The organism is Streptomyces venezuelae (assembly GCF_008642335.1).
GTDB lineage: Bacteria > Actinomycetota > Actinomycetes > Streptomycetales > Streptomycetaceae > Streptomyces > Streptomyces venezuelae_F.
In genome coordinates this window covers 6,056,531-6,079,926 of record NZ_CP029191.1, presented here as the reverse complement: position 1 = coordinate 6,079,926, position 23,396 = coordinate 6,056,531, and the positions used below count along the sequence as shown (strand labels likewise).

Sequence of the window (23,396 nt, the reverse complement as noted above, 5' to 3'; positions counted from 1 at the left end):
CTCTGAGGCATGGCTCTGAGCCGTGGCCCCTGAGACACGGGGTCCCGAACTGTGACCCTGAGCCACGGGAGCCCTAGGTGTGGCCCCGAGACACGGGGGCCCGAGCCGTGGCCCCGAGGCAACGGCCTGAGCCGTAGCCCCGGACCGGGCGCACCGCCCACCGCGGGCCGCGTGCCGAGCGAGGAGACCCTCGCGGACAACCTCAGCGGACAGTCACTGCGCTGAGGCTCGCTGAGACTCGCTGAGCGAAGGTCGCCGAGCGGACCCGTCACGCGCGGGTCGTCGAGCACGGGTCTCCGAGCGGAGGTTCAGACCGTCCCGTCGAGAGCCCAGTCCGGCAGCGCCTCCGTCCGGTCCAGCCACTCGCGGGGCGGCGCCCCACCCTCCCCGGCGGCGACGACACCGCCGACGATGGCGCACGTCGTGTCCATGTCCCCGCCGACCTGAGCCGTGTCCCAGATCGCCCGCTCGTACGCCCCGAGCCCACGAGCCGCCGACCACAACGCGAACGGCACCGTGTCGTGCGCCGTCGTCCGCCGACCGCACCCCAGCACCGCCGCGACGGTTCCCGCGTCGCCGTAGTCGAGCATGTCCCGCGCCCTGCGCAACCCCGCCCCCACCGCACTGCGCGGCACCAGGTCGATCACGCCGTCGAGCAGTTCCTTCGGCGCGGGCGGCCCCGCGGGAGCGGCCACCAGCGCCGCGGCCGCGGCCACCGCCATCGCTCCGACGACGGCCTCACGGTGCTGATGCGTGGGGTACGCCGAGATCTCCGCCTGGTGCGTCGCCTGCTCCGGGTCGTCCGCGTACCAGGCGCCGAGCGGGGCGATCCGCATGGCCGCACCGTTCCCCCAGGACCCCTGCCCCTTGAAGAGCGCGGAGGCCAGCTCCCGCCAGTCCCCGCCTTCGCGGACCTGCCGCAGCAGCCGGTTCACGGCGGGACCGTAGCCACGGTCGAAGTCGTGGTGCCGGGCGAACGACAGGGCGAGGGCGTCCTGGTCGATTCGACGGTGCTCGGTGAGGACGGCCAGTACGGAGCAGGCCATCTCCGTGTCGTCAGTCCACTGCCAGGGAGCGTCGGGCAGCTCGCGGCGCTTGAGCAGGGGGTAATGCGCGGGGACGAAGAACTGTGAGCCCAGCGCGTCCCCCACCGCCAGTCCGCGCAGACTGGCCAGAGCGCGCTCGAGGCGCCGGTCGGGAGAGGAATCAGCGGTCATCGCCCTGCCACTCTAATTCGTTGCCAACGGATCCAGCACCACTCAACCGCTTCCCCCGAGCCTGCCGGAACCGCCGCCCGGTGATATCCCGGTCACAGCTCCGGACCGGGGTCGACCCCCCTCCCCTCCGACGTCGTCTAGCCCGTGACGCCGTACGACTCAGGCTTCCGCCATTGTTCGAACGGCCGGTCCAGCGTGTACTTGCCGTCGTCGCCGAGCACCAGCACCCTCATCTCCCCGTTGCCCGGGTTGGACAGCGACTCGAACTCGGCCACCGACCAGTGGAACCACCGCATGCAGAACAGCCGCATCGTGAGCCCGTGCGTGACCAGCAGGACGTTGGGCGGATGGTCCGGCGCCTCGAAGCTCCGGTAGAGGCTCTCCAGGAAGGCCCCGACCCTGTCGTAGACGTCGGCCCCCGACTCTCCTTGCGCGAACCGGTAGAAGAAGTGCCCGTACGCGTCGCGGTACGCCTTCTGCAGCCGCACGTCGTCCCTGTCCTGCCAGTTGCCCCAGTCCTGCTCCCGCAGCCTCGGCTCCTCCCGGACGCGCACCAGCTCCGGGTCGAGCCGGAAGGCCTGGAAGGTTTCGTGGGTGCGGCGGTACGGCGACACGTACACGCTCACGCGCTCGCGACCGAGCAGTTCCCGCAGGTGTTTCCCCGTGTCCCCCGCCTGCGACCACCCCGTTTCGGTGAGCTCGAGGGCGTGATCGGGTTCGCGCTCGTACACGGTGTCGTCGGCGTTGCCTGCCGACTCGCCGTGCCTGACCAGGATGATGCGCCTCGGGCGTGCCATAGGGAAACCCTAGATCGGGTCGCTGGTGGGCTGCTCAGTCGGGTAGCCGCCCGGACTCCATCCGGCGTATTCGGCCCGTGAAGCGCCGACGGAGCAATCGGTCGTGCGAGACGACGACCAGCGCTCCTGTCCACTGGTCCAGTGCCGCCTCCAGTTCTTCGACCAGACCCGGCGCCAGATGGTTGGCCGGCTCGTCAAGCAACAGCAGGTCGGCGGGTCTGGCGAGCAGGCGGGCGAGGGCCAGCCTCCGCCGCTGCCCCGCGGACAGGGAGCCCACCGGGACGTGCAGGTCACGGGGCCTGAACAGGCCGTAGGAGAGGAGCAGCTCCCTCTGCTCGTCGTCAGCCAGGCCCAGGCCCTGCCCGAAGGCGTCGAGGACAGACTCGGTCGGGCGTCGTACCGGTATCTCCTGGGCGAGGTAGCCGATCCGTCCTCTGCGGACGACCGTGCCTGCGTCGGGTTGCAGCACTCCCGCCATGATGCGCAGCAGTGTGGACTTGCCCGCGCCGTTGCCTCCGTGGATCAGCAGTCGCTCCCCCGCCGAGACGGTGAGCGATTCCACGGAGAGGCGCTCTCCCACCTTCACGTTCCGCAGGCTCACCAGCTCGCCCTGCGTCGCGCCTGTCAGCGGACGTGCAGTGAAGCTGAGCGGTTCGGGCGGCCGCTGAACCGGCTGCTCCCGCAGCCTTCGGAGTCGTTCCTGGGCGTTCCTGACACGTCCCGCGACCGAGGCCTGGACCCGCCCGCCGGCCCGGTCGTACGCCATCTTGTTGTTGTCCTTCATCCCTCGCCCACCGGCCACCGCATGGGCGGTGGTCGCCATGAACTCCTGGAGGCGGCTCGTCTCCTCGCACCATTGCTCGTACTGCTGCTCCCAGCGCAGCCGCGCAGCCGCCCGTTCCGCGATCAGTCCCTGGTAGCCACCGCCGTGCCGCACCACCGATCGACGGTCGGCGTCCACTTCAAGGATCGCGGTGGTCACGCGCTCCAAGAACATGCGGTCATGGGAGACCGCGACGACCGTCCCGCGATGTGCCGAGAGGGCACTCTCCAGCCAGTCAAGCGCACTCTCGTCCAAGTGATTCGTCGGTTCGTCCAGGAACATGACCTCGGGAGCGGCCGCGATGAGGCAGGCGAGACCGAGCCGGGCCTGTTCGCCGCCGGACAGACTCCCCAGCACCCGGTCCCGGCCGATGTGCCCGAGCCCCAGACCGTGCATCGCCTTGTCCACGCGCGCGTCCGCCTCATATCCGCCGCGCAACTCGAAAGCGGTGAGCAGGTCCCCGTACTCGCCCAGGTCCCGGCCCAGGTCCTGCTCACCGGCGGACCCGAGCCCCGCTTCAAGTTCCCGCAAGCGACGCTCCATGGAACGAAGTTCGGTCAGAGCCGCGTCGATGGCATCGCCGACGTGCCGGTCCGCCGGAAGCCGGGGAGTCTGCGCGAGCAGGCCGGCCCCCCGTTCGGCGACAGTGACCGCCTCACCCTCGTCGGGCCGCAGGTCTCCGGACATCAGGTGCAGCAGCGTGGACTTGCCCGCGCCGTTCTCCCCCACAACGCCTATGCGTTCACCCGGCCTGATCGCGAGAGAGACCGCGTCGAGGATCAGCCGATCCCCGCGAGCTTTGGTCACGTCGTGCAGAGAAATCTGAGTAGGCACAGGAACCCCCGGTTTCCATCCACTCCATCAAACGCAACCTCTGTCGCATTACGATGAGTGTGGCAGACTGGCGCACCTAACGCAACACGGGTAGCGATTATTGTGCCGACCGAACGGCCGGGGAAGGGGCGTAAAGATGAAGGGCAAGGCTGTTTCTGCTGGTCAGAGCGGTGGCGCACCCAGCGCGGAAGGAAGGGGGCCGGGCGCAGAGGAACGGGCCGAGTCGACCGAGCCAGCGGGTTCAGGGTCCGTTTCGCCCGCTTCGTCGGTCTCGCCCGCGCCGGGCACCCGTCGCCCCGGCGGCCGGACGGCCCGGACTCGCGCAGCCGTCCGCGACGCCGTGTTGAGCGGACTCGCCGACCACGGATATCCCGGGCTCACCGTCGAGTACGTCGCCGATCACTCCGGAGTCCACAAGACCACGCTGTACCGCCGCTGGGGCGGCCTCGAAGGCATGGTCGCCGACGCCCTGGAAATGGCGGGTGAGGACACGTGGACTCCGCCGGACACCGGAAGCCTCGAAGGCGATCTGCGGGAGCTCGCCCGCGAGGTGGTCGAGTCCTTCTCCGACGAGACGACCGCGGCGGCCCCCACCGCTTTCGTCGCGGCGGCCTTCCAGTCGGCACGGGCAGCCGATGCCCTCCACGCCTTCTACGCCGAGCGGTTCGGGCGCTGCGAGACGGTCGTCGAGCGCGCGGTGGAACGCGGCGAGGCGGCCCCGGACACCGACGCGGCGGCGCTCGTCCGTGCCGTGTCCGCGCCCCTGCTGCTCCGCGTATTCATCACGCGAGAACCGGTCGACACGGCTCTCGCTGACCAGGCGGCCGCAGCTGCCGTCGCCGCGACACGTGCGGGTGCGTTCGCCCGGCGGTGAGGTGGGCGGCAACCCAGGCCCCCGGCCTCCAGCGGGCCCGGCCGCCCCAGCAAGCCCAGCGGCCCCAGCGTGCCCGGCCGCCCCAGGATCAAGAAGAGGTCACACCGTCCACGACGGTTCCAGTTCCACGATGTCGCCCGCGAGCGCAGCGACATCGGCCTCCGTCTGCGCCCGCAGCGAGAGACGCTCCACCCGCTCGGCGCGGTACTTGCCGTGCTCGGCCGACGACAACCACATGGAAAGGACCAGGAATTCGTGTCCGGGCGCCTCGCCGAAGAGGCCCCGCACCATGCCGGGCGAGCCGGCCATGGCAGGGTTCCAGACCTTCTCCTGCATCAGCGCGAAATGCTCCACCCGCGGCTCCCGGACCCGGCAGTGCGCGACGCGCACCACGTCCACGTCGGTGAAGCGCGGCTCGAACCCGGTCTTCACATCGAAACGGTGGTCGAAGAGCTTGGCTCGGAGGTCCTTGTAGGTGCCGGACTGCCCGGCCGCCAGCCGATCGTGGGAACGGGCCATGAAGGAGTCGTAGAAGGCGCGGCTCTCCCAGAACGTGAAGACATGGGCGACACCCTGCCGCCCTCGGCTCCACCCCCCGCCCTGCCCCCGGAACCCCGGCTCCCCCAAGAGCCCCGCCCACTTCCGCTGTCCTCGTTCGAACCCCCGACGATCGACCACGGAGCAGCGAATCCACTTGACCAGCACCGCGCCATCGTACGGCGCGGAGCACGGCCCGGGTCACGCTCCGGCGTAGTGCACCCGGATCAGCTCCGCGGAGTCCTCGGCATCGAGTTCAATACCGAACTCGCGGTCGAGAACGTCCGTCAATTCGCCCACAGGAACGCTTCGTTCGTCCGTCGTGCCGTCCGGATGGGTCAGCGTCAGCAGATCGCCGACCAGCCTGCGGCGCACCTCGGGACCGGCCTTCTGCAGCACGGGCCGGCGAATGAACGACGACCTGGGGTGGGTCGAGGTGTAGTGGTTCATCACCACGTAGTCGACGGGGAGGCGCCGCTCCTGTGTGTACGCGTAGAGGTCGAACCATCCGCTTCCGGGCTGCCATGTCCGCAGCACCAGGACGCCTTCGTCCTCATCCTCCTCGTGGAGGCTGAATCGCCACTCTCCTTGTCGCATTTCCACATCCCCGCGCAACGGGATCGGTTCGAGCAGCCCGTCGGCTCCGAAGCCGGTGTCGCAGTGCCAGGCTTCCCCGTCGACCTCCACCTTGAGGAGCATGTGACTCACCGCACGCGTGGAGGTGGCCCCGGCCCTGACACGTGCCCCGAGACCGACGACATGGAAGCCGATGCGTTCCAGGGCGGCCGCGAAGAGCAGATTCTGTTCGTAGCAGTAGCCGCCCCGTTGCCGACGCAGCAGTTTGTCCTGCAGGGCGGGCAGGTCCAGCGGGACCGGCCTGCCGAGCATCATCTCGAGATTCTCGAAGGGGATCGCCGCGACATGCTCCCTGTGGAGCGTGCGCAGGGTCTCCAGGTCCGGCTCCGTCTTGCCCGTATGTCCGAGCCTCGCCAAGTAGGCATCGATGTCGAGTTCTTCCCCGTTCCATGTCATGGGTCCATGATCTACGGGGTCGTGCACCGCACCAACCAGGTTTGGGCGTGGCTCACTTGACCAGTCTCTGACCTGGGGCGCTACGACGTTGTCAGTCGTACGCCGTAGCGTGTGCGTTACGTCATGGCGTGCACGTGGTGGAACAGGCCTCGCGCGGTCGGAGCGGCCGGGGAACCCGGGGAACAAGGAGGGGGAAGTCCAGTGAACAGTGTCCACAAGGGCATCAAGAAGGTCGAAGTCGGTCTCAAGTGGGACCCGAGCCCGGCCGGAACGCCGCCCAATGACCTCGACATCATCGCGGCGACGTACGCGGCCGACGCTCCGTATGGCGCCCCTGTGTACCTCGTGCACTTCGACAGCCGCTCCCCCGACGGCACGATCACCCTCAACCGTGACAGCAGGACGGGCCAGGGTTTCGGTTTCGACGAGATCATGACGCTGGAACTGGACCGGCTCGCCCCGACCTACACGCGTGTCGTGGTGGGAGTGGCCATACAGCAGGAGACGGGACAGAAGGTCTTCGGAGACATCTCCAACGCCGCGTTCCGCATCCGCGAGGGTCACAACAACCTGGCGGAGAGCGACCTCTCCGACGTCGCCGGCAGCACGGCCGCAACGATCGCCCAGTTCACGCGGGACGCAGCCGGAGCGTGGTCGTTCCGCGGTCTCGTCCGCGGCTTCGATGCCGACCCGACGACCTTCGCGTCCCTGATGGGCAGCGAACACTGACGCACCGGAAGAGGGTGCCGACCCATGGTCGACACCCTCTCTCAGGTTCGGCCCACCGTCCTCCGCGCGGAGCGCTCAGCACCGCGCGTCGGACGTGGACCGGTCGCTGTCAGCTGCAGCCGCTGGTCGAGCCGCAGCCCTCGCAGATGTAGCAGGAGCCGGCGCGCTGCATCTTCGTGCCGCAGGAGAAGCAGAGCGGGGCGTCGGCCTGGATGCCCAGCTGCATCTCGACGAGTTCAGCGCTGGTGTGCGCCTGCTGCGGGACCTCCTTGACCGTCTCCGCCTCCGCCTTCGGCGTGGCGACCGCCTTCAGGGACTCGGGCTGCCGCGGAGCGGACTGGGCCAGGCCCTCGACGTCCACCTCGTCCTCGGCGGGCTCGTACGACCCGGTCTCCAGGTGGCGCTGACGCTCCTCGGCCGAGTGGATGCCGAGCGCGGAACGCGTCTCGAAGGGCAGGAAGTCAAGCGCCAGGCGGCGGAAGATGTAGTCGACGATCGACTGCGCCATCCGCACGTCCGGGTCGTCCGTCATGCCGGCCGGCTCGAAGCGCATGTTCGTGAACTTGGAGACGTACGTCTCCAGGGGCACGCCGTACTGCAGACCGACGGAGACGGCGATGGAGAAGGCGTCCATCATGCCCGCGAGGGTCGAGCCCTGCTTGGACATCTTCAGGAAGACCTCACCGAGACCGTCGTCCGGGTAGGAGTTCGCGGTCATGTAGCCCTCGGCGCCACCCACCGTGAAGGACGTGGTGATGCCGGGACGGCCCTTGGGGAGGCGCTTGCGGACCGGGCGGTACTCGACCACCTTCTCGACCGCGGCACGGATCGTGTCCTCGGTCTTCTCGGTGATCTCGGCCTTCTCCTCCTCCTTCTTCTTGGCGGAGAGGGGCTGGCCGACCTTGCAGTTGTCGCGGTAGATGGCGAGCGCCTTGACGCCCATCTTCCAGGCCTCGAAGTAGACCTCTTCGACGTCCTCGACGGTGGCGGTCTCCGGGAGGTTGACCGTCTTGGAGAGGGCTCCCGAGATCCAGGGCTGGATCGCGGCCATCATGCGGACGTGGCCCATCGCGGAGATGGAACGCTCGCCCATGGCGCAGTCGAAGACTTCGTAGTGCTCGGGCTTCAGGCCCGGGGCGTCGATCACGTTGCCGTTCTCGGCGATGTGGGCGACGACCGCCTCGATCTGCTCCTCCTGGTAGCCCAGGCGACGCAGGGCCTGCGGCACGGTGCCGTTGACGATCTGCATCGAGCCGCCGCCGACGAGCTTCTTGAACTTCACCAGGGCGAGGTCGGGCTCCAGGCCCGTGGTGTCGCAGGACATCGCGAGACCGATGGTGCCGGTCGGGGCGATGACCGAGGCCTGAGAGTTACGGAAACCGTTCTTCTCGCCGAGGCGGACGACGTCCTGCCAGGCCTCCGTGGCGGCGGCCCAGATCGGCGTGTCCAGGTCGTCCATGCGGACGGCCGCGGCGTTGGCGTCGGCGTGCTGCTTCATGACGCGCTTGTGCGGCGTGGCGTTCTTGGCGTAGCCGTCGTACGGGCCGACGACCGCGGCGAGCTCGGCGGAGCGCTTGTACGAGGTACCCGTCATCAGCGACGTGATGGCACCGGCGAGGGCACGGCCGCCGTCCGAGTCGTAGGCGTGGCCGGTCGCCATGAGCAGGGCGCCCAGGTTGGCGTAGCCGATGCCCAGCTGACGGAAGGCGCGGGTGTTCTCGCCGATCTTCTGCGTCGGGAAGTCCGCGAAGCAGATGGAGATGTCCATCGCGGTGATGACCAGCTCGACGACCTTGGAGAAGCGCTCGGACTCGAAGGACTGGTTGCCCTTGCCGTCGTCCTTCAGGAACTTCATCAGGTTCAGCGAGGCGAGGTTGCAGGACGTGTTGTCCAGGTGCATGTACTCACTGCACGGGTTCGAGCCGTTGATGCGGCCGGACTCCGGGCAGGTGTGCCAGGCGTTGATCGTGTCGTCGTACTGGATGCCGGGGTCGGCACACGCCCAGGCGGCCTCGGCCATCTTGCGGAAGAGCGACTTGGCGTCGACCTCCTCGATGACGTCGCCCGTCATGCGGGAGGTGAGGCCGAACTTGCCGCCCTCCTCGACCGCCTTCATGAACGTGTCGTTCACACGGACCGAGTTGTTGGCGTTCTGGTACTGGACGGACGTGATGTCGTCGCCGCCCAGGTCCATGTCGAAGCCCGCGTCACGCAGGGCGCGGATCTTCTCCTCTTCCTTCACCTTGGTCTCGATGAAGCCCTCGATGTCGGGGTGGTCGACGTCGAGGATGACCATCTTGGCGGCGCGGCGGGTGGCACCACCGGACTTGATGGTTCCGGCGGAGGCGTCGGCACCGCGCATGAAGGAGACGGGGCCCGAGGCGTTGCCTCCGGAGGACAGCAGCTCCTTGGAGGAACGGATGCGGGACAGGTTCAGGCCGGCGCCGGAGCCGCCCTTGAAGATCATGCCCTCTTCCTTGTACCAGTCGAGGATCGACTCCATGGAGTCGTCGACGGCCAGGATGAAGCAGGCGGACACCTGCTGGGGCTGGGGCGTTCCGACGTTGAACCAGACCGGAGAGTTGAAGCTGAAGATCTGGTGCAGGAGGGCGTAGGCCAGCTCGTGCTCGAAGATCTCCGCGTCGGCGGGCGAGGCGAAGTAGTTGTAGTCCTCACCAGCCTTGCGGTACGTCTTCACGATGCGGTCGATCAGCTGCTTGAGGCCGGTCTCGCGCTGCGGGGTGCCGACGGCCCCGCGGAAGTACTTGCTGGTGACGATGTTGACCGCATTCACCGACCAGAAGTCGGGGAACTCGACGCCACGCTGCTCGAAGTTGATCGAGCCGTCGCGCCAATTGGTCATGACGACGTCACGGCGCTCCCAGACCACCTCGTCGTACGGATGCACGCCGGGGGTCGTGTGGATGCGCTCGATACGCAGACCCTTGCTGGCCTTGGAACCCTTGGCGCGGGAACCTCGTGCCGGGCCGCTCGTCGTCTCGGTCATGCCGCCTCCCTATATCAGGCTAAAACGCCCTGAAGTGCCACGTTGTTCCCATGGCACGGATGTGTGTCTGGTGTCGAGGGCACCCCGGAGGGCGCCTTCAACAGGTCTGGTTCGCCGCCGGCCCGTCGGCCAGCCGGTCAGTCGGCGGCAGTGGCGGGCACCGGGACTTCGACAGTCCCGCCAGGCCCGCGGTCGTTCACGACGCGCTCTCCGCCCGCGTCGCGCGGCTCGGCCTCGAGCCGCTGTTCCCTCAGTTCCCCGATGGCGGCCTCGAAGTCCTCGAGCGAGTCGAAGGCCCGGTACACGGACGCGAAGCGCAGGTAGGCGACGAGGTCGAGCTCCTGCAACGGGCCGAGTATGGCAAGGCCCACGTCATGAGTGGTGAGCTCGGCGCTTCCGGTGGCCCGCACCGCTTCTTCGACCCGCTGGCCGAGCAGTGCGAGGGCATCCTCGGTCACGGGCCGTCCCTGGCATGCCTTGCGGACGCCATTGATGACCTTGGTGCGACTGAAGGGTTCCGTCACGCCGCTGCGCTTCACCACCATGAGTGAGCACGTCTCCACGGTCGTGAAACGACGGGAGCAGTCGGGGCACTGACGGCGCCGTCGGATCGACGTGCCGTCGTCAGTGGTGCGACTGTCGACCACGCGGCTGTCGGGGTGCCTGCAGAAGGGGCAGTGCATGGAACTTCCAACCCTCCTTCACGGCACGACTCATCGGCATCAACGGGCCCTTGGGGCCCCTCGAAGCAGCCCCAAGCATAGGCGATCCTCGAGCCCCTGAAAGACCAGGGACCACAACTTCTGGGCTGCTGCCGCAATCCAACCACTAGATCTGGGGTTTGGTCGCTTTTTCGGCATCGCGCGTGTCGTGCCGCATCAGACCATCCCGGACGCACGCAAAGGCCACTCGCGCCGCTCTGGGCGGGGGCCGGTGCCGGGTTGACGGGGTGCCGGGTGGCAGTATGGGGGCCCCACCGAGGGGCTCACTGTCCCGGCGGTGAAGCGTACCGTAATGAACCGAATTGCCGTTCGGCCCGAGCGTTAGCCATACACCCAAACACATGATCACGGTAGGTAATCTCCGTTTTTTCACTCGAACGTGTGTTTGGCGCAACCTTTCGAAAGCAACTACCGTTGGCTAGCTAGGGAGAGAACATCTCGAGAGGGGCCGACCGACGTGACCACCACCGCAGACAGCGCCACCATCACAGCCCAGGACCGCTCCCAGAGCCGACTCGAGCCGGTGCATGCCATGAATGACGCAGCCACGAACCAGGAGGGGCCCAAGCCCACTCGCTCCCTGCCGGGCCGACCTCCAGGCATCCGCGCGGACAGCTCGGGGCTGACCGACAGGCAACGCCGAGTGATCGAGGTCATCAGGGACTCCGTGCAGCGGCGAGGCTACCCGCCGTCCATGCGGGAGATCGGTCAGGCGGTGGGGCTCTCCAGCACCTCCTCCGTGGCCCACCAGCTGATGGCTCTGGAGCGCAAGGGCTTCCTGCGCCGCGACCCGCACCGCCCGCGGGCGTACGAGGTGCGGGGCTCGGACCAGCCCAGCAGCCAGCCCACCGACACCACAGGCAAGCCCGCCGCGTCGTACGTCCCCCTCGTGGGCCGCATCGCCGCCGGCGGACCGATCCTCGCCGAAGAATCGGTCGAGGACGTCTTCCCGCTCCCGCGCCAGCTGGTCGGTGACGGCGAGCTCTTCGTACTGAAGGTCGTCGGTGACTCCATGATCGAAGCCGCCATCTGTGACGGCGACTGGGTCACGGTGCGCCGCCAGCCCGTCGCGGAGAACGGCGACATCGTGGCCGCCATGCTGGACGGCGAGGCGACGGTCAAGCGATTCAAGCGCGAGGACGGCCACGTCTGGCTGCTCCCGCACAACTCCGCGTACCAGCCGATCCCCGGCGACGAGGCGACGATCCTCGGCAAGGTCGTGGCGGTGCTCCGGCGGGTGTGACTCGCCCCTGACCGGGCCCCGGAACCAACTGCGCCGGTTCCGGGGCCCTGCTGCGTCTCCGACGACCTGCGCCGTCGGAGCCAGTCGGGGCTACGCCTCGTCCGCCTTCGCCGCCGCGTCGATCGCGGCCAGCGAGCGACGGGCCTGATTGCGGTCCGTCGTGTACCAGAAATCGGGCAGCGAAGCCCGCAGGTAGCTGCCGTAGCGGGCCGTCGCCAGGCGGGGGTCCAGGACAGCGACCACTCCACGGTCCCCGGAGGCCCGTACGAGACGTCCCGCGCCCTGCGCCATCAGCAGGGCCGCGTGGGTCGCCGCGACCGCCATGAAGCCATTGCCACCGGCTTCGTCGACCGCCTTCTGGCGGGCGCTCATCAGCGGATCGTCGGGACGCGGGAACGGGATCTTGTCCATGACCACCAGCTGGCAGCTGGGGCCCGGCACGTCGACGCCCTGCCACAGCGAGAGCGTCCCGAACAGGCAGGTCTTCGGGTCGGCCGCGAAGCCCTTGATCAGCTCGCCCAGCGTCTCCTCACCCTGCAGGAGGATCGGCATGTCCAACCGCTCCCGCAGCTCCTCCGCCGCCCCCTGAGCGGCTCGCATCGAGGAGAACAGGCCGAGGGTGCGCCCGCCGGCCGCCTCGATCAGCTCGGCCAGCTCATCCAGCATGTCGCTGCGCGTGCCCTCGCGTCCCGGCCGGGCCAGATGCTTGGCGACGTACAGGATGCCCTGCTTGCCGTAGTCGAACGGGGAGCCGACGTCGAGCCCCTTCCAGACGGGCGCGTCATCGGCTTCGGTGCCTTCCGGGGCGAGACCGAGCGAGGCCCCCACTCCGTTGAAGTCACCGCCCAGCTTGAGCGTGGCGGAGGTCAGGACGACCGAACGGTCGGCGAAGAGCTTCTCCCTGAGGAGCCCCGACACGGACATGGGGGCCACCCGGAGGGAGGCTCCGTAGCGATCATGGCGCTCGTACCAGACCACGTCCCACTCGGAACCGTTCGTGATGCGCTCCGCCACGTCGTGGATCGACTCCACGGAGGCGAGCGCCTGCTTGCGGACCGCGTCCTCGTCCTGGACCGACTTGTCCCGGGTCGAGCCGAGCGCGCTGATGACCGTGCGCGCGGCGTCCCGCAGGGCCATCAGCGCATAGCCGAGGTCCTCGGGAATCTCTTCGAGTCGGCCGGGCAGGGCCAGCTCCATCAGCCGCTCGAAGCCCTCCGAAGCGGTCTGGAGCTGGTCCGCGGCCTTCTCGTTGACCAGCTTCGCGGCCCGGCGCACGGCACGGCTGACCTGCCCCGGAGTGAGCTCCCCGGTGGCCACGCCGGTGACGCGGGAGACCAGCTCATGCGCCTCGTCCACGATCAGCACTTCGTGCTGAGGCAGGACAGGGGCGCCTTCGATGGCGTCGATGGCGAGCAGCGCGTGGTTCGTGACGACGACCTCGGAGAGCTTGGCGCGCTCGCGGGCCGCCTCCGCGAAGCACTCCGCTCCGTAGGCACACTTCGACGCTCCCAGGCACTCCCTGGAGGAGACGGACACCTGGGACCAGGCCCGGTCGGAGACCCCGGGGGTCAGATCGTCGCGGTCACCGGTCTCGGTCTCGTCCGCCCAGTCCCGCATGCGCAGGAGGTCCTGGCCCAGCCTGCTGGTGGGAGCGGCCGCCTCGAACTGATCGAAAAGGCCCTCCTCCTCGTCCTGCGGCATGCCCTCGTGGAGGCGGTGCAGGCAGAGATAGTTCGAGCGCCCCTTGAGCATCGCGAACTGCGGTCGGCGGCGCAGCAGCGGATGCAGGGCGTCCACGGTGCGCGGCAGGTCGCGCTCCACGAGCTGTCGCTGCAGGGCGAGGGTGGCCGTCGCGATCACCACCGGCTCGCCGTGGGCGAGCGCCGGCACCAGGTAGCCCAGGGATTTACCGGTGCCGGTGCCGGCCTGGACCAGCAGGTGGGAGCCATCGTCGATCGCCTCGGCGACGGTCTCGGCCATGGACACCTGGCCAGGGCGTTCCGTACCGCCGACAGCGGCGACGGCAGCGTGCAGGAGCTCGGGGAGCGAGGGCTTCGTCATAGCGCGACCACCCTACGGTGCCCCACTGACAATCCGCCGATCACGGTTGATGGAGGGGGTTGGCCACGGTTCCGTGCACAGCGGCGTGCGGACGCTGGGGCCGGTCGCGGTATCCATCGAGGTGGAGGCGGTTCCGGTTCAGGCAGAGCCGCTCGATACGGGGGGTGAGCAGGTCGAACATCTCGTACCGTTCCTTCAGCTCGGGAGCGCGCGCCTGGTGCCGCAGGATCTCGGCCCGTACGTAGGACCAGAAGTCGGCCTCCGGAACGCCCAGTTGCTCCTCGCAGAGGGGCGCGAGGTAACGGAAGACACCCACGAAGAGGCCCGAGTGGATGAACTGGGTGAGGAAACCGGGCGGCTCGGTGAGGAGTACGTCGCGTACGTCCTCGGGCATCGCCTCGTGCTCGGGCAGCGGCACGGCGCTGACGTTGACGTCGTCGACGAAGTCCTTCACCGCGAGCCGGACGGGCACGTCGTGGTCGTCGAAGACGACGATGGCGTTCTCCCCGTGGGGAGAGAACACCGTTCCGTAGCGGTAGAGGAAGTGCAGCAGGGGCGGCAGCAGTGCGGCGAAGAGCCGTCGCAGCCAGACCCCGGGGGCCAGTCCCGAGCGTTCCACGAGCTCGGCGACGAACGCGCGTCCGTCGAAGTCGGTGTGCGTGAGGGAGGCCAGCGTGCGGGCGCGTTCACCGGGAGCGAGGTACGGGTGCAGGGGCTCTCGCCAGATGGCGCCGAGCAATTCTCGGTACTGGTAAGGAACTTCCGGCAATCCGTCGTACACAGGGTGCTCGACGGCCACCGACGCCACCTCGCCGAGCAGAATCACCCCGCACTCGTCGCGCAGGAAGGGGTCGGCGTCCCGCAGCGCGTGCATCCAGGCCGTGACGGCGGGCGCGGCGACCGTGCGGCCGGTGGGCAGGCCCCGCCACACGAGCGTGTTCAGGACCGACAGCGGCAGCTTCACGGTGTGCCGGTCGGGTCGGGTGGTGTTGAGGAACGTACGGATGGACTGCTGCGGAAGGCGCAGGTCGCCGTCGGAGCAGAGGGGGACGATGGCATGCGCGGCGATGGACGGCGCGAAGAGCGGGAGCACGGTCTCGTCCCACTGCCAGGGGTGCACCGGCAGAAAGAGATAGTGCTGGGGGTCCAGCCCGCGTGCGCGCAGTAAGTCCGCGAAGACTTCCCTGATGTCGGCGGACAGCTCACGCGCGTAGAGCTGCGCGGCGGTGTCCAGTCCCGCGACGCCCCGGTACACGGCGAGGTCGGTGTGGACGGCGATCCACGGGAGCGTCGTGGAACGGCGCGCCTCGGGCGCCCAGCGGTCGGTGTCGCCGGCGGAGAATCCGATGCGGCCCTTGTTGAGGACGAGCCAGGGATGGCCTGTCTGATGTCCTTCGAGTTCCGCGTAGCCGAGGTCGGCGAGCTGAGCCGCGTCGAGCGCCGTGTGATCTATCCGGGCGTCGGCGCTGAGGGTCACGGTGAGCTCGCGGATGAGATGTCCGAGGGTGGCACCGTCCAGGCCCAGCGTCCGGCGGGCCAGTACGAGAAAGCGCAGGGGGTCGCTCAATGCGACGGCCGGCCCGTTGCCCTCGGTGAGGGTCAGGCCGGCCGGGTCCACATACCAGCTTCCGTACGATCCGCGGCGCGCCCGGAACGTGACGACGGTGCCTTGTTGCTCCGCGGTGTCGGCGGGCTCGTCCCGCCCCTGCGCTTCGTCCGCGGCCTCGTCCGGTCCTGCGGGTTCGAGCCGGAGCCGGTAGGTGACCGCCTCCCCGCCTCCGCTCTCGCTCCCGTCCCCGTCCCGCTCCCCTTCAGGCGCGGAGACGGGTGCGGGCACGGGCCGGATGATCTCCTCGTACGCGAACTCCCCGATCATCTTGGCCAGCAGCCGGCGTCCAGCCTCTCGCCATCTGTCCTGGGTCAGTTCGGGCGGATCGTAGAGCTCGGTTGACGGGCGGGACGTCGGACTGACGGACGGATTCGGCACGGGGACTCCTCAGTGAGGGAACCGGATCGGGGCGAGCGGAGTTCTCGGAGTGACCGGGTCAGAGCACGGCGCGCAGGGCCCGGTCACGGACCATGAGAGCCGCGCGTTTGTCGGGCAGGTCCACCTCGGCGAAGAAGCGGAAGCCGGCGCTCAGGAAGGCGGATACGGAGGGGGTGTTGCGCAGGTCGGGTTCGGCTACGACACGTGCGCAGGAAGGGCGGTGGTCGAGCACCAGGTCGGCCACGGCTCTGAGCAGCGAAGTGCCGAGGCCCCGGCCGCGGTTGGCGACGCTGCCGATGAGGAGGTGGATGCCGGTGTCGTGCGGTCGCGAGGCGTAGTGCCGGGCCAGTGGGTCCAGGTCCGCCCGGTACAACTCCCAGTAGCTCATCGGCATGCCGTCCAGCACGCCCAGGCAGGGAACGCTGCGCCCGTCCCCGTCCAGCTGTGTCCGGAGGTGGGCCTCCGTCACGGCTTCGGGTCCGGCCAGTTCCCAGAAGGCGGCCACCGCGGGGTCGTTCATCCAGCGGCTGATCACCGGGAGGTCGCGTTCGAGACGTACGGGTACGAGTTGGAAGACACCGGCGCCGGTGGTGACAGGGCCCCAGTCACCGACGCCGTCCAGGAGATCGTCCCGCATCCCACCGATCCGCCGCTCGCCTTCCGCCATCAGGGCGACGAGTTCATCGGGCAGCCGCAGGTCGAGGGTGTCCGTGCAGTCGGCGCCGCTGGAGGCGGATTCGATTCCGGCATCGGGTCCGGCCTCGGGACCGGCATCCGTCCCGGCATCGGTGCTCGCGTCGGTGGGAGGCACGACGTCGCTCCTGTCAGCAGAGGTGGGGCATGTCCTCAGGAATGGAGGGGGTTGGGGATGGTGACGTAGACGGACTGGGTGTCGACCGGGCCGACGAGCTCGTCGAGACCGTGCAACCGGGTCAGCAGGTTGGCCTTGCAGCGCAGCACGGGTGAGTCGAGCAAGGTCGCGGGCAGCGAGGTGCGCAGCTTGGCGGGGCCCGATGCCACGTCGGCGAGGAAACGACGGAAGGCGGCCAGCAGCAGCCGTTCGTCCGCGAGCCGTTCGGCTCCGAGGGCCCCGATGAGGCCGAGGACGTTGTTGATGCCGAGGTAGTAGGCGAACCGCTCGTCCGTCACCTGGTCGGACACGAATGTGTCGCTGTCCCGCCCGATGCCGGGAAGTCGTCGATCGAGGTCGGCGCGCCGGGACTCGCGGAAGTAGTAGCCCTGGTTGTCGCGGTACCGGCCGCCCACGGGCCAGCCGTCGGGGTCGAGCAGGAGGAGGGTGTTCTGCTGGTGCGCCTCCAGGGCGACACCCGCTTCGCTGTCCAGCCAGAGCACGGGGCGTACGACGGTTTCGAGGTAGCGCAGGAACCACTCGGTGGCGACCGCGCCTCGGGAGCGTCCGGTTCGCCCGGCGAGGCGGGTGACGGTTTCGCCGAGTCGGGAGTGCATCGCGTGGCTGTCCTGGCAGGAGGGCAGTGCGGAGGGCCGGGGTGAGACGAGTCCGGCGATGCAGGTGGCGTCGTCTCCGGGCCGGAAGGGGTTGTGCCGGATCATGACGTCGAGCCCGGCGACGGGCGTGCCGTCGGGTGCGGTGACGGCGAGCCATGCCGGGTCGCGGACCACGTCGAAGCAGGGGTGGACCGACTGCCACTCCTCGGCGAGGCCGCTGCGCAACAGCCGGTGGACCTCGACGCCGCGGTGGAGTTCCTTGCGGAGGTTCTCGCGACGGGAGTTGGTGATGCGCAGGCCGAGCGACAGCTTCAGCATGGCGGCCGCGCCCGGTCGGTAGAGGGTCCGGACGGAGGAGGTGGGGCGCCACGGGACGCCGTGCGTGCCGAGATCCTGGAGCAGGCCGGCGTCGAAGAGCGCGGCGGTGGAGGGCCGGTGCCGGAGCTCGCGGATCTGCCACGGGTGCACGGGAAGGGCGACGCGGTCGTCCGGGAGCGGCAGCTCGGAGCCGACCAGGCGGGCGGCGAGCCGGTCGGCGGGGACGGTGCGGCCGCGCTCGGTCCACGCCGAGTCGGAGGCGAGCACGGAGCGGTCGACGGCCAGCCAGTGGAGCGCGAAAGCGCCGCGCAACTCCGGGGAGTAGAGGCGGGATTCGGTGTCGGACAGGCCCTCGCGGCTCTTGGGGGTCGGATGCAGGGGGTGCCCGAGGAGGAGGGACTGCTCGGCGGCGAGGAAGAGGTCGGGTTCGTCGGCTGGCCGGTCGCGACGGTCGGCGATGAAGGTGGCCGTGCGCCGAACCGAGTCGGCGACGCGCCCCACCAGGTCGGCGCCGTCGACCGGCTCGGGCGGGTCGGCTGCTCGATCCGCTTGCTCCGCGTCGACTGCTTGCTCCCCGCCGGTTGCTTGATCCGCGCCGGCTGCCTCTGTCTTGTCGGCGGCGTTGACCGCGGTTGCCGCCGCTTCCGCGCTGTCGTCCTGGGCCGGCGAGTCCGTCGTACCCCGGGCTGACTCGCGGCCGAGGAGGGCGGCGACGGTGACGGCGTCCACGGGTGGGGCGCCGGCGGGGCCGTCCTCCAGGTAGGGGAGGCTGAAGCGGTGCCATCCGGTGGCCGACCAGTAGTGCACGGGGACGAGCAGGGCCGTTCCGCTGGCCTCCAGGGGGACCCGCAGGATGCCGCGGTCCGGGGCGGGGAGGTTGTTCTCCCTGACCCAGCAGCGCAGGAGGTTCTCGACGGCCGCGGCCTGTGCGGCGATGTGCGGGTCGGGGTGTTCCAACAGGTCGGTGGATGCCCCGCGCAGGCGCTCGGCCTCCTGGCCGCCACCCTTCTGCCGGGGAACCGTACCGGACTCCGCCACCAGTGAGGTGTGCGCGCCGCACGCGCGTGGGGCGTCGGGTTGGGGGCGGCCTTCGGATGCGGGGGTGGCGTTCAAGAGGGCTTCCTTGTGGGGTTGTTCGGGTCTCCGTGTGGTGACGCGGCTCGGGACGTGCTGAGCGGATCATGTCCTGCAGGACGGCCGCCCGGGCCCGTCTCGGTTATCTGAGGTGGGCGCGCGCCGCGGTGGCCAGCGCGTCGGCGAGGCGGTCGAGGACCGCGGCCGCCTGTTCGTCGGTGAGGGTGAGGGGAGGCAGGAGTCGTACGACGCTGGAGTGACGGCCGCCGAGTTCGACGATGAGCCCTCGGCGCAGGCACTCACGCTGCACGGCGGCGGCGAGTTCGGGCGCCGGGGGGCGGGGCTGTGCGGTGGGCAGCGGGTCCAGGGCCGGTTCCGGTTCTGGTTCTCGCTCCGTCGCCGGTTCGGGTCCGGCGTTCGGGTCCACCAGCTCTACGCCGATCATCAGCCCCCGGCCGCGGACCTCGCCGATGCAGGGGTGGTGCGTGGCCAGGGAGCGGAGTTGGGTGAGCATGCGGGCGCCGAGGGTGGCGGCGCGTTCGGCGAGGCCGTTCTCACGGACGTACGCGAGGGTCGCCGCACCCGCGGCCATGGCGAGCTGATTGCCGCGGAAGGTTCCCGCGTGGGCGCCGGGGGGCCACACGTCGAGGTCGTCGCGGTAGACCACGACGGCCAGGGGGAGGCTGCCGCCGATCGCCTTCGAGAGCACCATCACGTCCGGGACGATGCCGCTGTGCTCGACGGCCCAGAAGGCGCCGGTACGGCCGACACCCGTCTGCACCTCGTCCGCGATGAGCGGGATGCCGCGGGCGGCGGTGATCTCGCGCATCCGTCGGAGCCAGGCGTCGGGTGCGGGGTAGACCCCGCCCTCGCCCTGCACGGGTTCGAGGATCATGCCGGCCGGGGCCGGTACGCCCGACTTGGTGTCGTCGAGGAGGTTCTCCGTCCACCGGGCGGACAGTTCGGCGCCCCGAGCGCCGCCGAGGCCGAAGGGGCAGCGGTAGTCCTGGGGGTAGGGCAGGCGCCCGACCCGGACGGTCGACGCGCCGCCGGACGCTTCGAGCGCCCCCGCGGTCATGCCGTGATAGGCGCCGGTGAAGGCGAGGAGCCCGTCGCGACCGGTGGCCGCACGCACGAGTTTCAGCGCCGCCTCCACCGCGTCCGTCCCGGCCGGGCCGCAGAACTGGATCCGCGCACGGTCCGCGAGACCCGGCGGCAGCGTACGGAACAGCTCCGTGGTGAAGGCGTCCTTGACCGGCGTCGCCAGGTCGAGGACGTGCAGCGGGGCCCCGGAGTCGAGGACCTTCCTGATCGCTTCGAGCACCACGGGGTGGTTGTGGCCGAGCGCGAGCGTCCCGGCGCCGGAGAGACAGTCGAGGTAGCGGCGGCCGTCGGCGCCCTCGATCGTCAGGCCGCGGGCTCGGACCGGGACGATCGGCAGGGCTCGCGCGTAGGTACGGGCGGCCGATTCGCGCGCGGCCTGGCGTCGCAGGATGCCCTCGTGAGCTGTGGTCTGCGCCGCGGGAGCCGCCACGGGGTTCGCCCCTCCGTGCGTCACGGACTGCGTCACGGACTGTGTTACGGGCTGCGTTACGGAATTCACTGCGGACGCCGCCGCGGGCGCAGGCTCGGTCACGGCCACGACTGTTGGTCCTCCCGCTGTGGACGAACGCGGCCGTCCGGCGACGGTCCGGAGAGCGTCATCTGGGCGAACGCGCAGGCGAGTTGGGCAGGGGGATGAACGCATGCGGCGACTCCCCCGTACGTACCAACGACGAGAGTCCCGGCGGAACACGGGCAAGTGGAAGATCCTTGCCGTGACGGAACCGTTGCCCTTCCGTCGGCCGTCCCCAACGGCACCGGCATAGTGTGGGGGCCGTTCATCAGCCACGGCTGGCGCCGCTCCCCCGAGCAAACCCGAGCAAATCGAGCGAAGGGGTGCCGCACCGGTGGCAACGGGTGCTCCGCACCCGGATGTCCAGCACTTTGGAACAATTTCGAGGCCCAGGGGGAATCTCACGATGCGACCCATACGTCCGCTCTTCGCTGTTCGCAGTAGGAGGAGCCTGCGCTCCAGAACCTCCCCTGTGGCGGCTGTGGCGCTCGGCGCGGCGCTCGTACTGACCGCCACGGCCTGCGGTCCCACCGAGGACAACGCCGGCGGTGACTCGTCCTCGGCCCAGCCCGGCGACAGCAACGGTGACGACAAGATCAAGATCCCGGACGCCTGGAAGGACAAGCTCAAGGAGAACGGGATCGATCTGGACGAATGGAAGAACGGCGCCTGGAAGAACTGGAACAAGGACGACTGGCTCCGCGAGGCCGGCGACTTCGTCAACCCGATCATCGAGGACCTCTGGGACCCGGACCGGATGCGCGACGCCGACAAGAACCCCGACCGGGGCGTCGACGACAACGACATCTCCGGTGACCAGGGCGTCACCGACCCGACCCCCAAGCCCGTGGCGGCGGCCGCCGTGAAGCCGCCGTACCACGACCAGGTCGCCGAGTCGGGCAAGCTCTTCTTCGACGGCCCCGAGGGTTCGATGGTCTGCTCCGCGACCGTCGTGAAGGACCCGGCCCACCCGGGCAAGTCCAACATGGTGTGGACCGCGGGCCACTGCGTGCACGCGGGCGCCAAGGGCGGCTGGTACCGCAACATGGTCTTCGTGCCGTCGTACAACAACAGCGGCAAGTCGGTCGCTGAGCTGCAGAACGCTCCGAAGGAAGAGGTCGCTCCGTACGGCGTCTGGTGGGGCGACTGGGCGCAGACCTCCGACCAGTGGATCGAGCAGGGCGGTCCGACCGGCGGTGCGGGCGCGCCGTACGACTTCGCGGTCATCCATGTGAAGCCGGAGAAGGGCAGTGAGGGCAAGTCGCTCGAGGAGACGGTCGGTTCCGCCCTCCCGGTGGACTTCAACGCACCGGCCGTTCCGCGGATCGACACGATGACGGCGACGGGATACCCGGCGGCGCCGCCGTTCGACGGCCAGAAGATGTTCCAGTGCGCCGACAAGCCGGGCCGTCTCTCGCTGACGAAGCCCGACCCGACGATGTACCGCGTCGGCTGCACCATGACCGGCGGCTCGTCCGGCGGCGGCTGGGTCGCCAAGGGCCAGGACGGCAAGCCCGCGCTCGTCTCGAACACCTCCATCGGTCCGGTGACGGCGGGCTGGCTGGCCGGTCCGCGCCTCGGCAAGGAGGCCAAGGGCATCTACAGCGCGGTGAGCAAGAAGTTCGCCGACAAGTAGGTCCTCCCCGCGGGGAGGACCTCAGGGTCTTCCCCAGAGGGATCTCTGTACGGCGGCGGGGCGTCGGAAACCTTCACGCCCCCGCCGCCGTTCGTCCCCAACCCCACAGGCATAGTGGGGTGTTGCATCGTCGTCCGGCGCGGGGTTCCGCACCGACAGACATGACACGCACATGGCAGATTCACGTTCCATCGGGGGTAACAGCACCATGCGTTCCACTCGTGCGCCGTTCGCGCGCAGCCGCGGACGGCGGGTGGCGCTCGCCGCCACCGGGCTCGCGGCCACTCTGGCGCTCACCGCCACGGCCTGTGGTCCCAGCGACGACACGGCGAGCGACAAGCCGGACTCCACCACGTCCCAGGGGGCCGACGGCTCCGACTCCGGTTCCGATGTCCGGCTTCCCGACGGCCTCGCCGACAAGCTCAAGGACAAGGGCATCGACCTGGACGACTGGAAGAACGGCGCCTGGAAGAACTGGGACAAGGACGACTGGGTCCGAGAGGCCAAGGACTTCGCCAACCCGGTCATCGAAGGGCACTGGAAGCCCGAGCGGATGAAGAAGGCGAAGGACCCGAACAAGACGATCGCCGCGAAGGACGCGACCGCCGATCAGGGCGCGACCGACCCGGAGCCGAGGCCGGTCCAGGCCAAGCAGGAGAAGACGCCGTACCACGAGAACGCCGCTCCGGTCGGCAAGATCTTCTTCGACTCCCCCAAGGGTTCGATGGTCTGCTCGGGCACCGTGGTGAAGGACCCGCGCAACCCCGGCAAGTCCAACCTCGTGTGGACCGCGGGCCACTGCGTGCACGCGGGCGCCGAGGGCGGCTGGTACCGCAACATCGCCTTCGTGCCGTCGTACAACGACCTGGGCAAGTCCGAGACCGACCTGCGCAACGCGGCACCGCAGGAGATCGCCCCCTACGGCCAGTACTGGGCGGACTGGGTCTCGACCTCCAATGAGTGGATCAGCGGCGGCGGTCCGACGGGCGGCGCGGGTGCGACGTACGACTACGCCGTCATGCACGTCAAGCCGGAGCAGGGCAGCAAGTCCCTCGAGGAGACCGTCGGCAACGCGCTCGACGTCGACTTCTCGACCCCGGCCACGCGGAGCGTGAGCTCGATGGGCGCCTGGGGCTACCCGGCCGCTCCCCCGTACAACGGCCTGATCATGCACAAGTGCGTCGACAAGCCGGGGCGTCTCTCGCTGTCGCCGTCGCTGCCGACGATGTACCGCATCGGCTGCACCATGACCGGCGGTTCGTCCGGTGGCGGCTGGTTCCGGGTGTCGGGCGGCAAGACGAAGCTCGTGTCGAACACCTCGATCGGCCCGGCCGAGAACACCTGGCTGGCGGGCCCGCAGCTGGGCCGCGGCGCCGAGCAGGTCTACGACATGATGAGCAAGAAGTACGGCGCTCAGTAGGCA

17 protein-coding genes are annotated in these 23,396 nt (G+C 69.5%); 5 read left to right on the top strand and 12 right to left on the bottom strand.

The genetic code is table 11. From position 1 onward, the window contains the following. Window positions 1-308 precede the first annotated feature (308 nt). The 3 genes from DEJ49_RS27485 to abc-f form a co-directional block, all read right to left on the bottom strand. Complete coding sequence (locus tag DEJ49_RS27485) at window positions 309-1,217, bottom strand: ADP-ribosylglycohydrolase family protein (RefSeq protein WP_150186586.1); 909 nt, start codon at window positions 1,215-1,217, stop codon at window positions 309-311. A gap of 137 nt (window positions 1,218-1,354) precedes the next feature. Beyond that, window positions 1,355-2,014: a histidine phosphatase family protein gene (locus DEJ49_RS27480; RefSeq protein ID WP_150186585.1), complete on the bottom strand. Its 660-nt coding sequence runs from the start codon at window positions 2,012-2,014 to the stop codon at window positions 1,355-1,357. 34 nt (window positions 2,015-2,048) lie between these two features. Next, on the bottom strand, window positions 2,049-3,671 hold the full coding sequence (gene abc-f, locus DEJ49_RS27475; RefSeq protein ID WP_150186584.1) for a ribosomal protection-like ABC-F family protein: 1,623 nt from the start codon (window positions 3,669-3,671) through the stop codon (window positions 2,049-2,051). 343 nt (window positions 3,672-4,014) lie between these two features. Here abc-f and DEJ49_RS27470 point away from each other — a divergent pair, with 343 nt between their 5' ends. Beyond that, the gene (locus tag DEJ49_RS27470; RefSeq protein WP_409238966.1) at window positions 4,015-4,545 is read left to right on the top strand and encodes a TetR/AcrR family transcriptional regulator C-terminal ligand-binding domain-containing protein; all 531 of its coding nucleotides are present in this window, start codon (window positions 4,015-4,017) and stop codon (window positions 4,543-4,545) included. A 99-nt stretch (window positions 4,546-4,644) separates the two neighbouring features. Here the strand turns inward: DEJ49_RS27470 and DEJ49_RS27465 are convergent, their stop codons facing one another. Both DEJ49_RS27465 and DEJ49_RS27460 read right to left on the bottom strand, forming a co-directional pair. After that, window positions 4,645-5,250 carry a YdbC family protein gene (locus tag DEJ49_RS27465; protein WP_150186582.1) on the bottom strand — a complete coding sequence of 202 codons (606 nt, stop codon included), beginning with the start codon at window positions 5,248-5,250 and terminating at the stop codon, window positions 4,645-4,647. Window positions 5,251-5,283: 33 nt separating this feature from the next. Then, window positions 5,284-6,114 (bottom strand): arylamine N-acetyltransferase family protein, encoded by an 831-nt coding sequence (locus tag DEJ49_RS27460; RefSeq protein ID WP_150186581.1) that lies wholly within the window; start codon window positions 6,112-6,114, stop codon window positions 5,284-5,286. A gap of 123 nt (window positions 6,115-6,237) precedes the next feature. Here DEJ49_RS27460 and DEJ49_RS27455 point away from each other — a divergent pair, with 123 nt between their 5' ends. After that, window positions 6,238-6,843: a TerD family protein gene (locus DEJ49_RS27455; protein ID WP_263398830.1), complete on the top strand. Its 606-nt coding sequence runs from the start codon at window positions 6,238-6,240 to the stop codon at window positions 6,841-6,843. A 109-nt stretch (window positions 6,844-6,952) separates the two neighbouring features. On the opposite strand, the gene DEJ49_RS27450 is transcribed toward DEJ49_RS27455, so the two are convergent. Next, window positions 6,953-9,850, bottom strand: a complete 2,898-nt coding sequence (locus DEJ49_RS27450) for a vitamin B12-dependent ribonucleotide reductase (RefSeq protein ID WP_150186579.1) — start codon at window positions 9,848-9,850, stop codon at window positions 6,953-6,955. 137 nt (window positions 9,851-9,987) lie between these two features. Further along, on the bottom strand, window positions 9,988-10,533 hold the full coding sequence (gene nrdR, locus DEJ49_RS27445; RefSeq protein WP_150186578.1) for a transcriptional regulator NrdR: 546 nt from the start codon (window positions 10,531-10,533) through the stop codon (window positions 9,988-9,990). Between the two features lie 496 nt (window positions 10,534-11,029). On the opposite strand from nrdR, the gene lexA reads away from it, so the two are divergent. After that, complete coding sequence (gene lexA, locus DEJ49_RS27440; protein WP_030778599.1) at window positions 11,030-11,815, top strand: transcriptional repressor LexA; 786 nt, start codon at window positions 11,030-11,032, stop codon at window positions 11,813-11,815. A gap of 90 nt (window positions 11,816-11,905) precedes the next feature. Here the strand turns inward: lexA and DEJ49_RS27435 are convergent, their stop codons facing one another. From DEJ49_RS27435 to DEJ49_RS27415, 5 genes are all read right to left on the bottom strand, one after another. Continuing rightward, entirely contained in the window at window positions 11,906-13,876 is a 1,971-nt protein-coding gene (locus tag DEJ49_RS27435) for an ATP-dependent DNA helicase (protein ID WP_150186577.1), read from the bottom strand. 40 nt (window positions 13,877-13,916) lie between these two features. Beyond that, the gene (locus DEJ49_RS27430; protein WP_190329459.1) at window positions 13,917-15,863 is read right to left on the bottom strand and encodes an IucA/IucC family protein; all 1,947 of its coding nucleotides are present in this window, start codon (window positions 15,861-15,863) and stop codon (window positions 13,917-13,919) included. A 58-nt stretch (window positions 15,864-15,921) separates the two neighbouring features. Beyond that, on the bottom strand, window positions 15,922-16,674 hold the full coding sequence (locus DEJ49_RS27425; protein WP_150186576.1) for a GNAT family N-acetyltransferase: 753 nt from the start codon (window positions 16,672-16,674) through the stop codon (window positions 15,922-15,924). A 35-nt stretch (window positions 16,675-16,709) separates the two neighbouring features. Next, a complete protein-coding gene (locus DEJ49_RS27420; RefSeq protein ID WP_150186575.1) occupies window positions 16,710-18,761 on the bottom strand; it encodes an IucA/IucC family protein in 2,052 nt (683 codons plus the stop codon). Between the two features lie 103 nt (window positions 18,762-18,864). Then, window positions 18,865-20,256 carry a diaminobutyrate--2-oxoglutarate transaminase family protein gene (locus DEJ49_RS27415; protein ID WP_411757202.1) on the bottom strand — a complete coding sequence of 464 codons (1,392 nt, stop codon included), beginning with the start codon at window positions 20,254-20,256 and terminating at the stop codon, window positions 18,865-18,867. Window positions 20,257-20,743: 487 nt separating this feature from the next. On the opposite strand from DEJ49_RS27415, the gene DEJ49_RS27410 reads away from it, so the two are divergent. After that, complete coding sequence (locus DEJ49_RS27410) at window positions 20,744-21,973, top strand: trypsin-like serine peptidase (RefSeq protein WP_150186574.1); 1,230 nt, start codon at window positions 20,744-20,746, stop codon at window positions 21,971-21,973. A gap of 208 nt (window positions 21,974-22,181) precedes the next feature. Next, entirely contained in the window at window positions 22,182-23,393 is a 1,212-nt protein-coding gene (locus DEJ49_RS27405) for a trypsin-like serine peptidase (protein ID WP_150186573.1), read from the top strand. Window positions 23,394-23,396: the final 3 nt, after the last annotated feature.

Excerpts from the sequence above, each read along its gene's own strand:
- DEJ49_RS27435 (WP_150186577.1), bottom strand. The coding sequence starts at position 13,876 with ATGACGAAGCCCTCGCTCCCCGAGCTCCTGCACGCTGCCGTCGCCGCT.
- nrdR (WP_150186578.1), bottom strand. The coding sequence starts at position 10,533 with ATGCACTGCCCCTTCTGCAGGCACCCCGACAGCCGCGTGGTCGACAGT.
- DEJ49_RS27405 (WP_150186573.1), top strand. The coding sequence starts at position 22,182 with ATGCGTTCCACTCGTGCGCCGTTCGCGCGCAGCCGCGGACGGCGGGTG.
- DEJ49_RS27460 (WP_150186581.1), bottom strand. The coding sequence starts at position 6,114 with ATGACATGGAACGGGGAAGAACTCGACATCGATGCCTACTTGGCGAGG.
- DEJ49_RS27485 (WP_150186586.1), bottom strand. The coding sequence starts at position 1,217 with ATGACCGCTGATTCCTCTCCCGACCGGCGCCTCGAGCGCGCTCTGGCC.
- DEJ49_RS27450 (WP_150186579.1), bottom strand. The coding sequence starts at position 9,850 with ATGACCGAGACGACGAGCGGCCCGGCACGAGGTTCCCGCGCCAAGGGT.
- DEJ49_RS27410 (WP_150186574.1), top strand. The coding sequence starts at position 20,744 with ATGCGACCCATACGTCCGCTCTTCGCTGTTCGCAGTAGGAGGAGCCTG.
- DEJ49_RS27455 (WP_263398830.1), top strand. The coding sequence starts at position 6,238 with ATGGCGTGCACGTGGTGGAACAGGCCTCGCGCGGTCGGAGCGGCCGGG.
- DEJ49_RS27480 (WP_150186585.1), bottom strand. The coding sequence starts at position 2,014 with ATGGCACGCCCGAGGCGCATCATCCTGGTCAGGCACGGCGAGTCGGCA.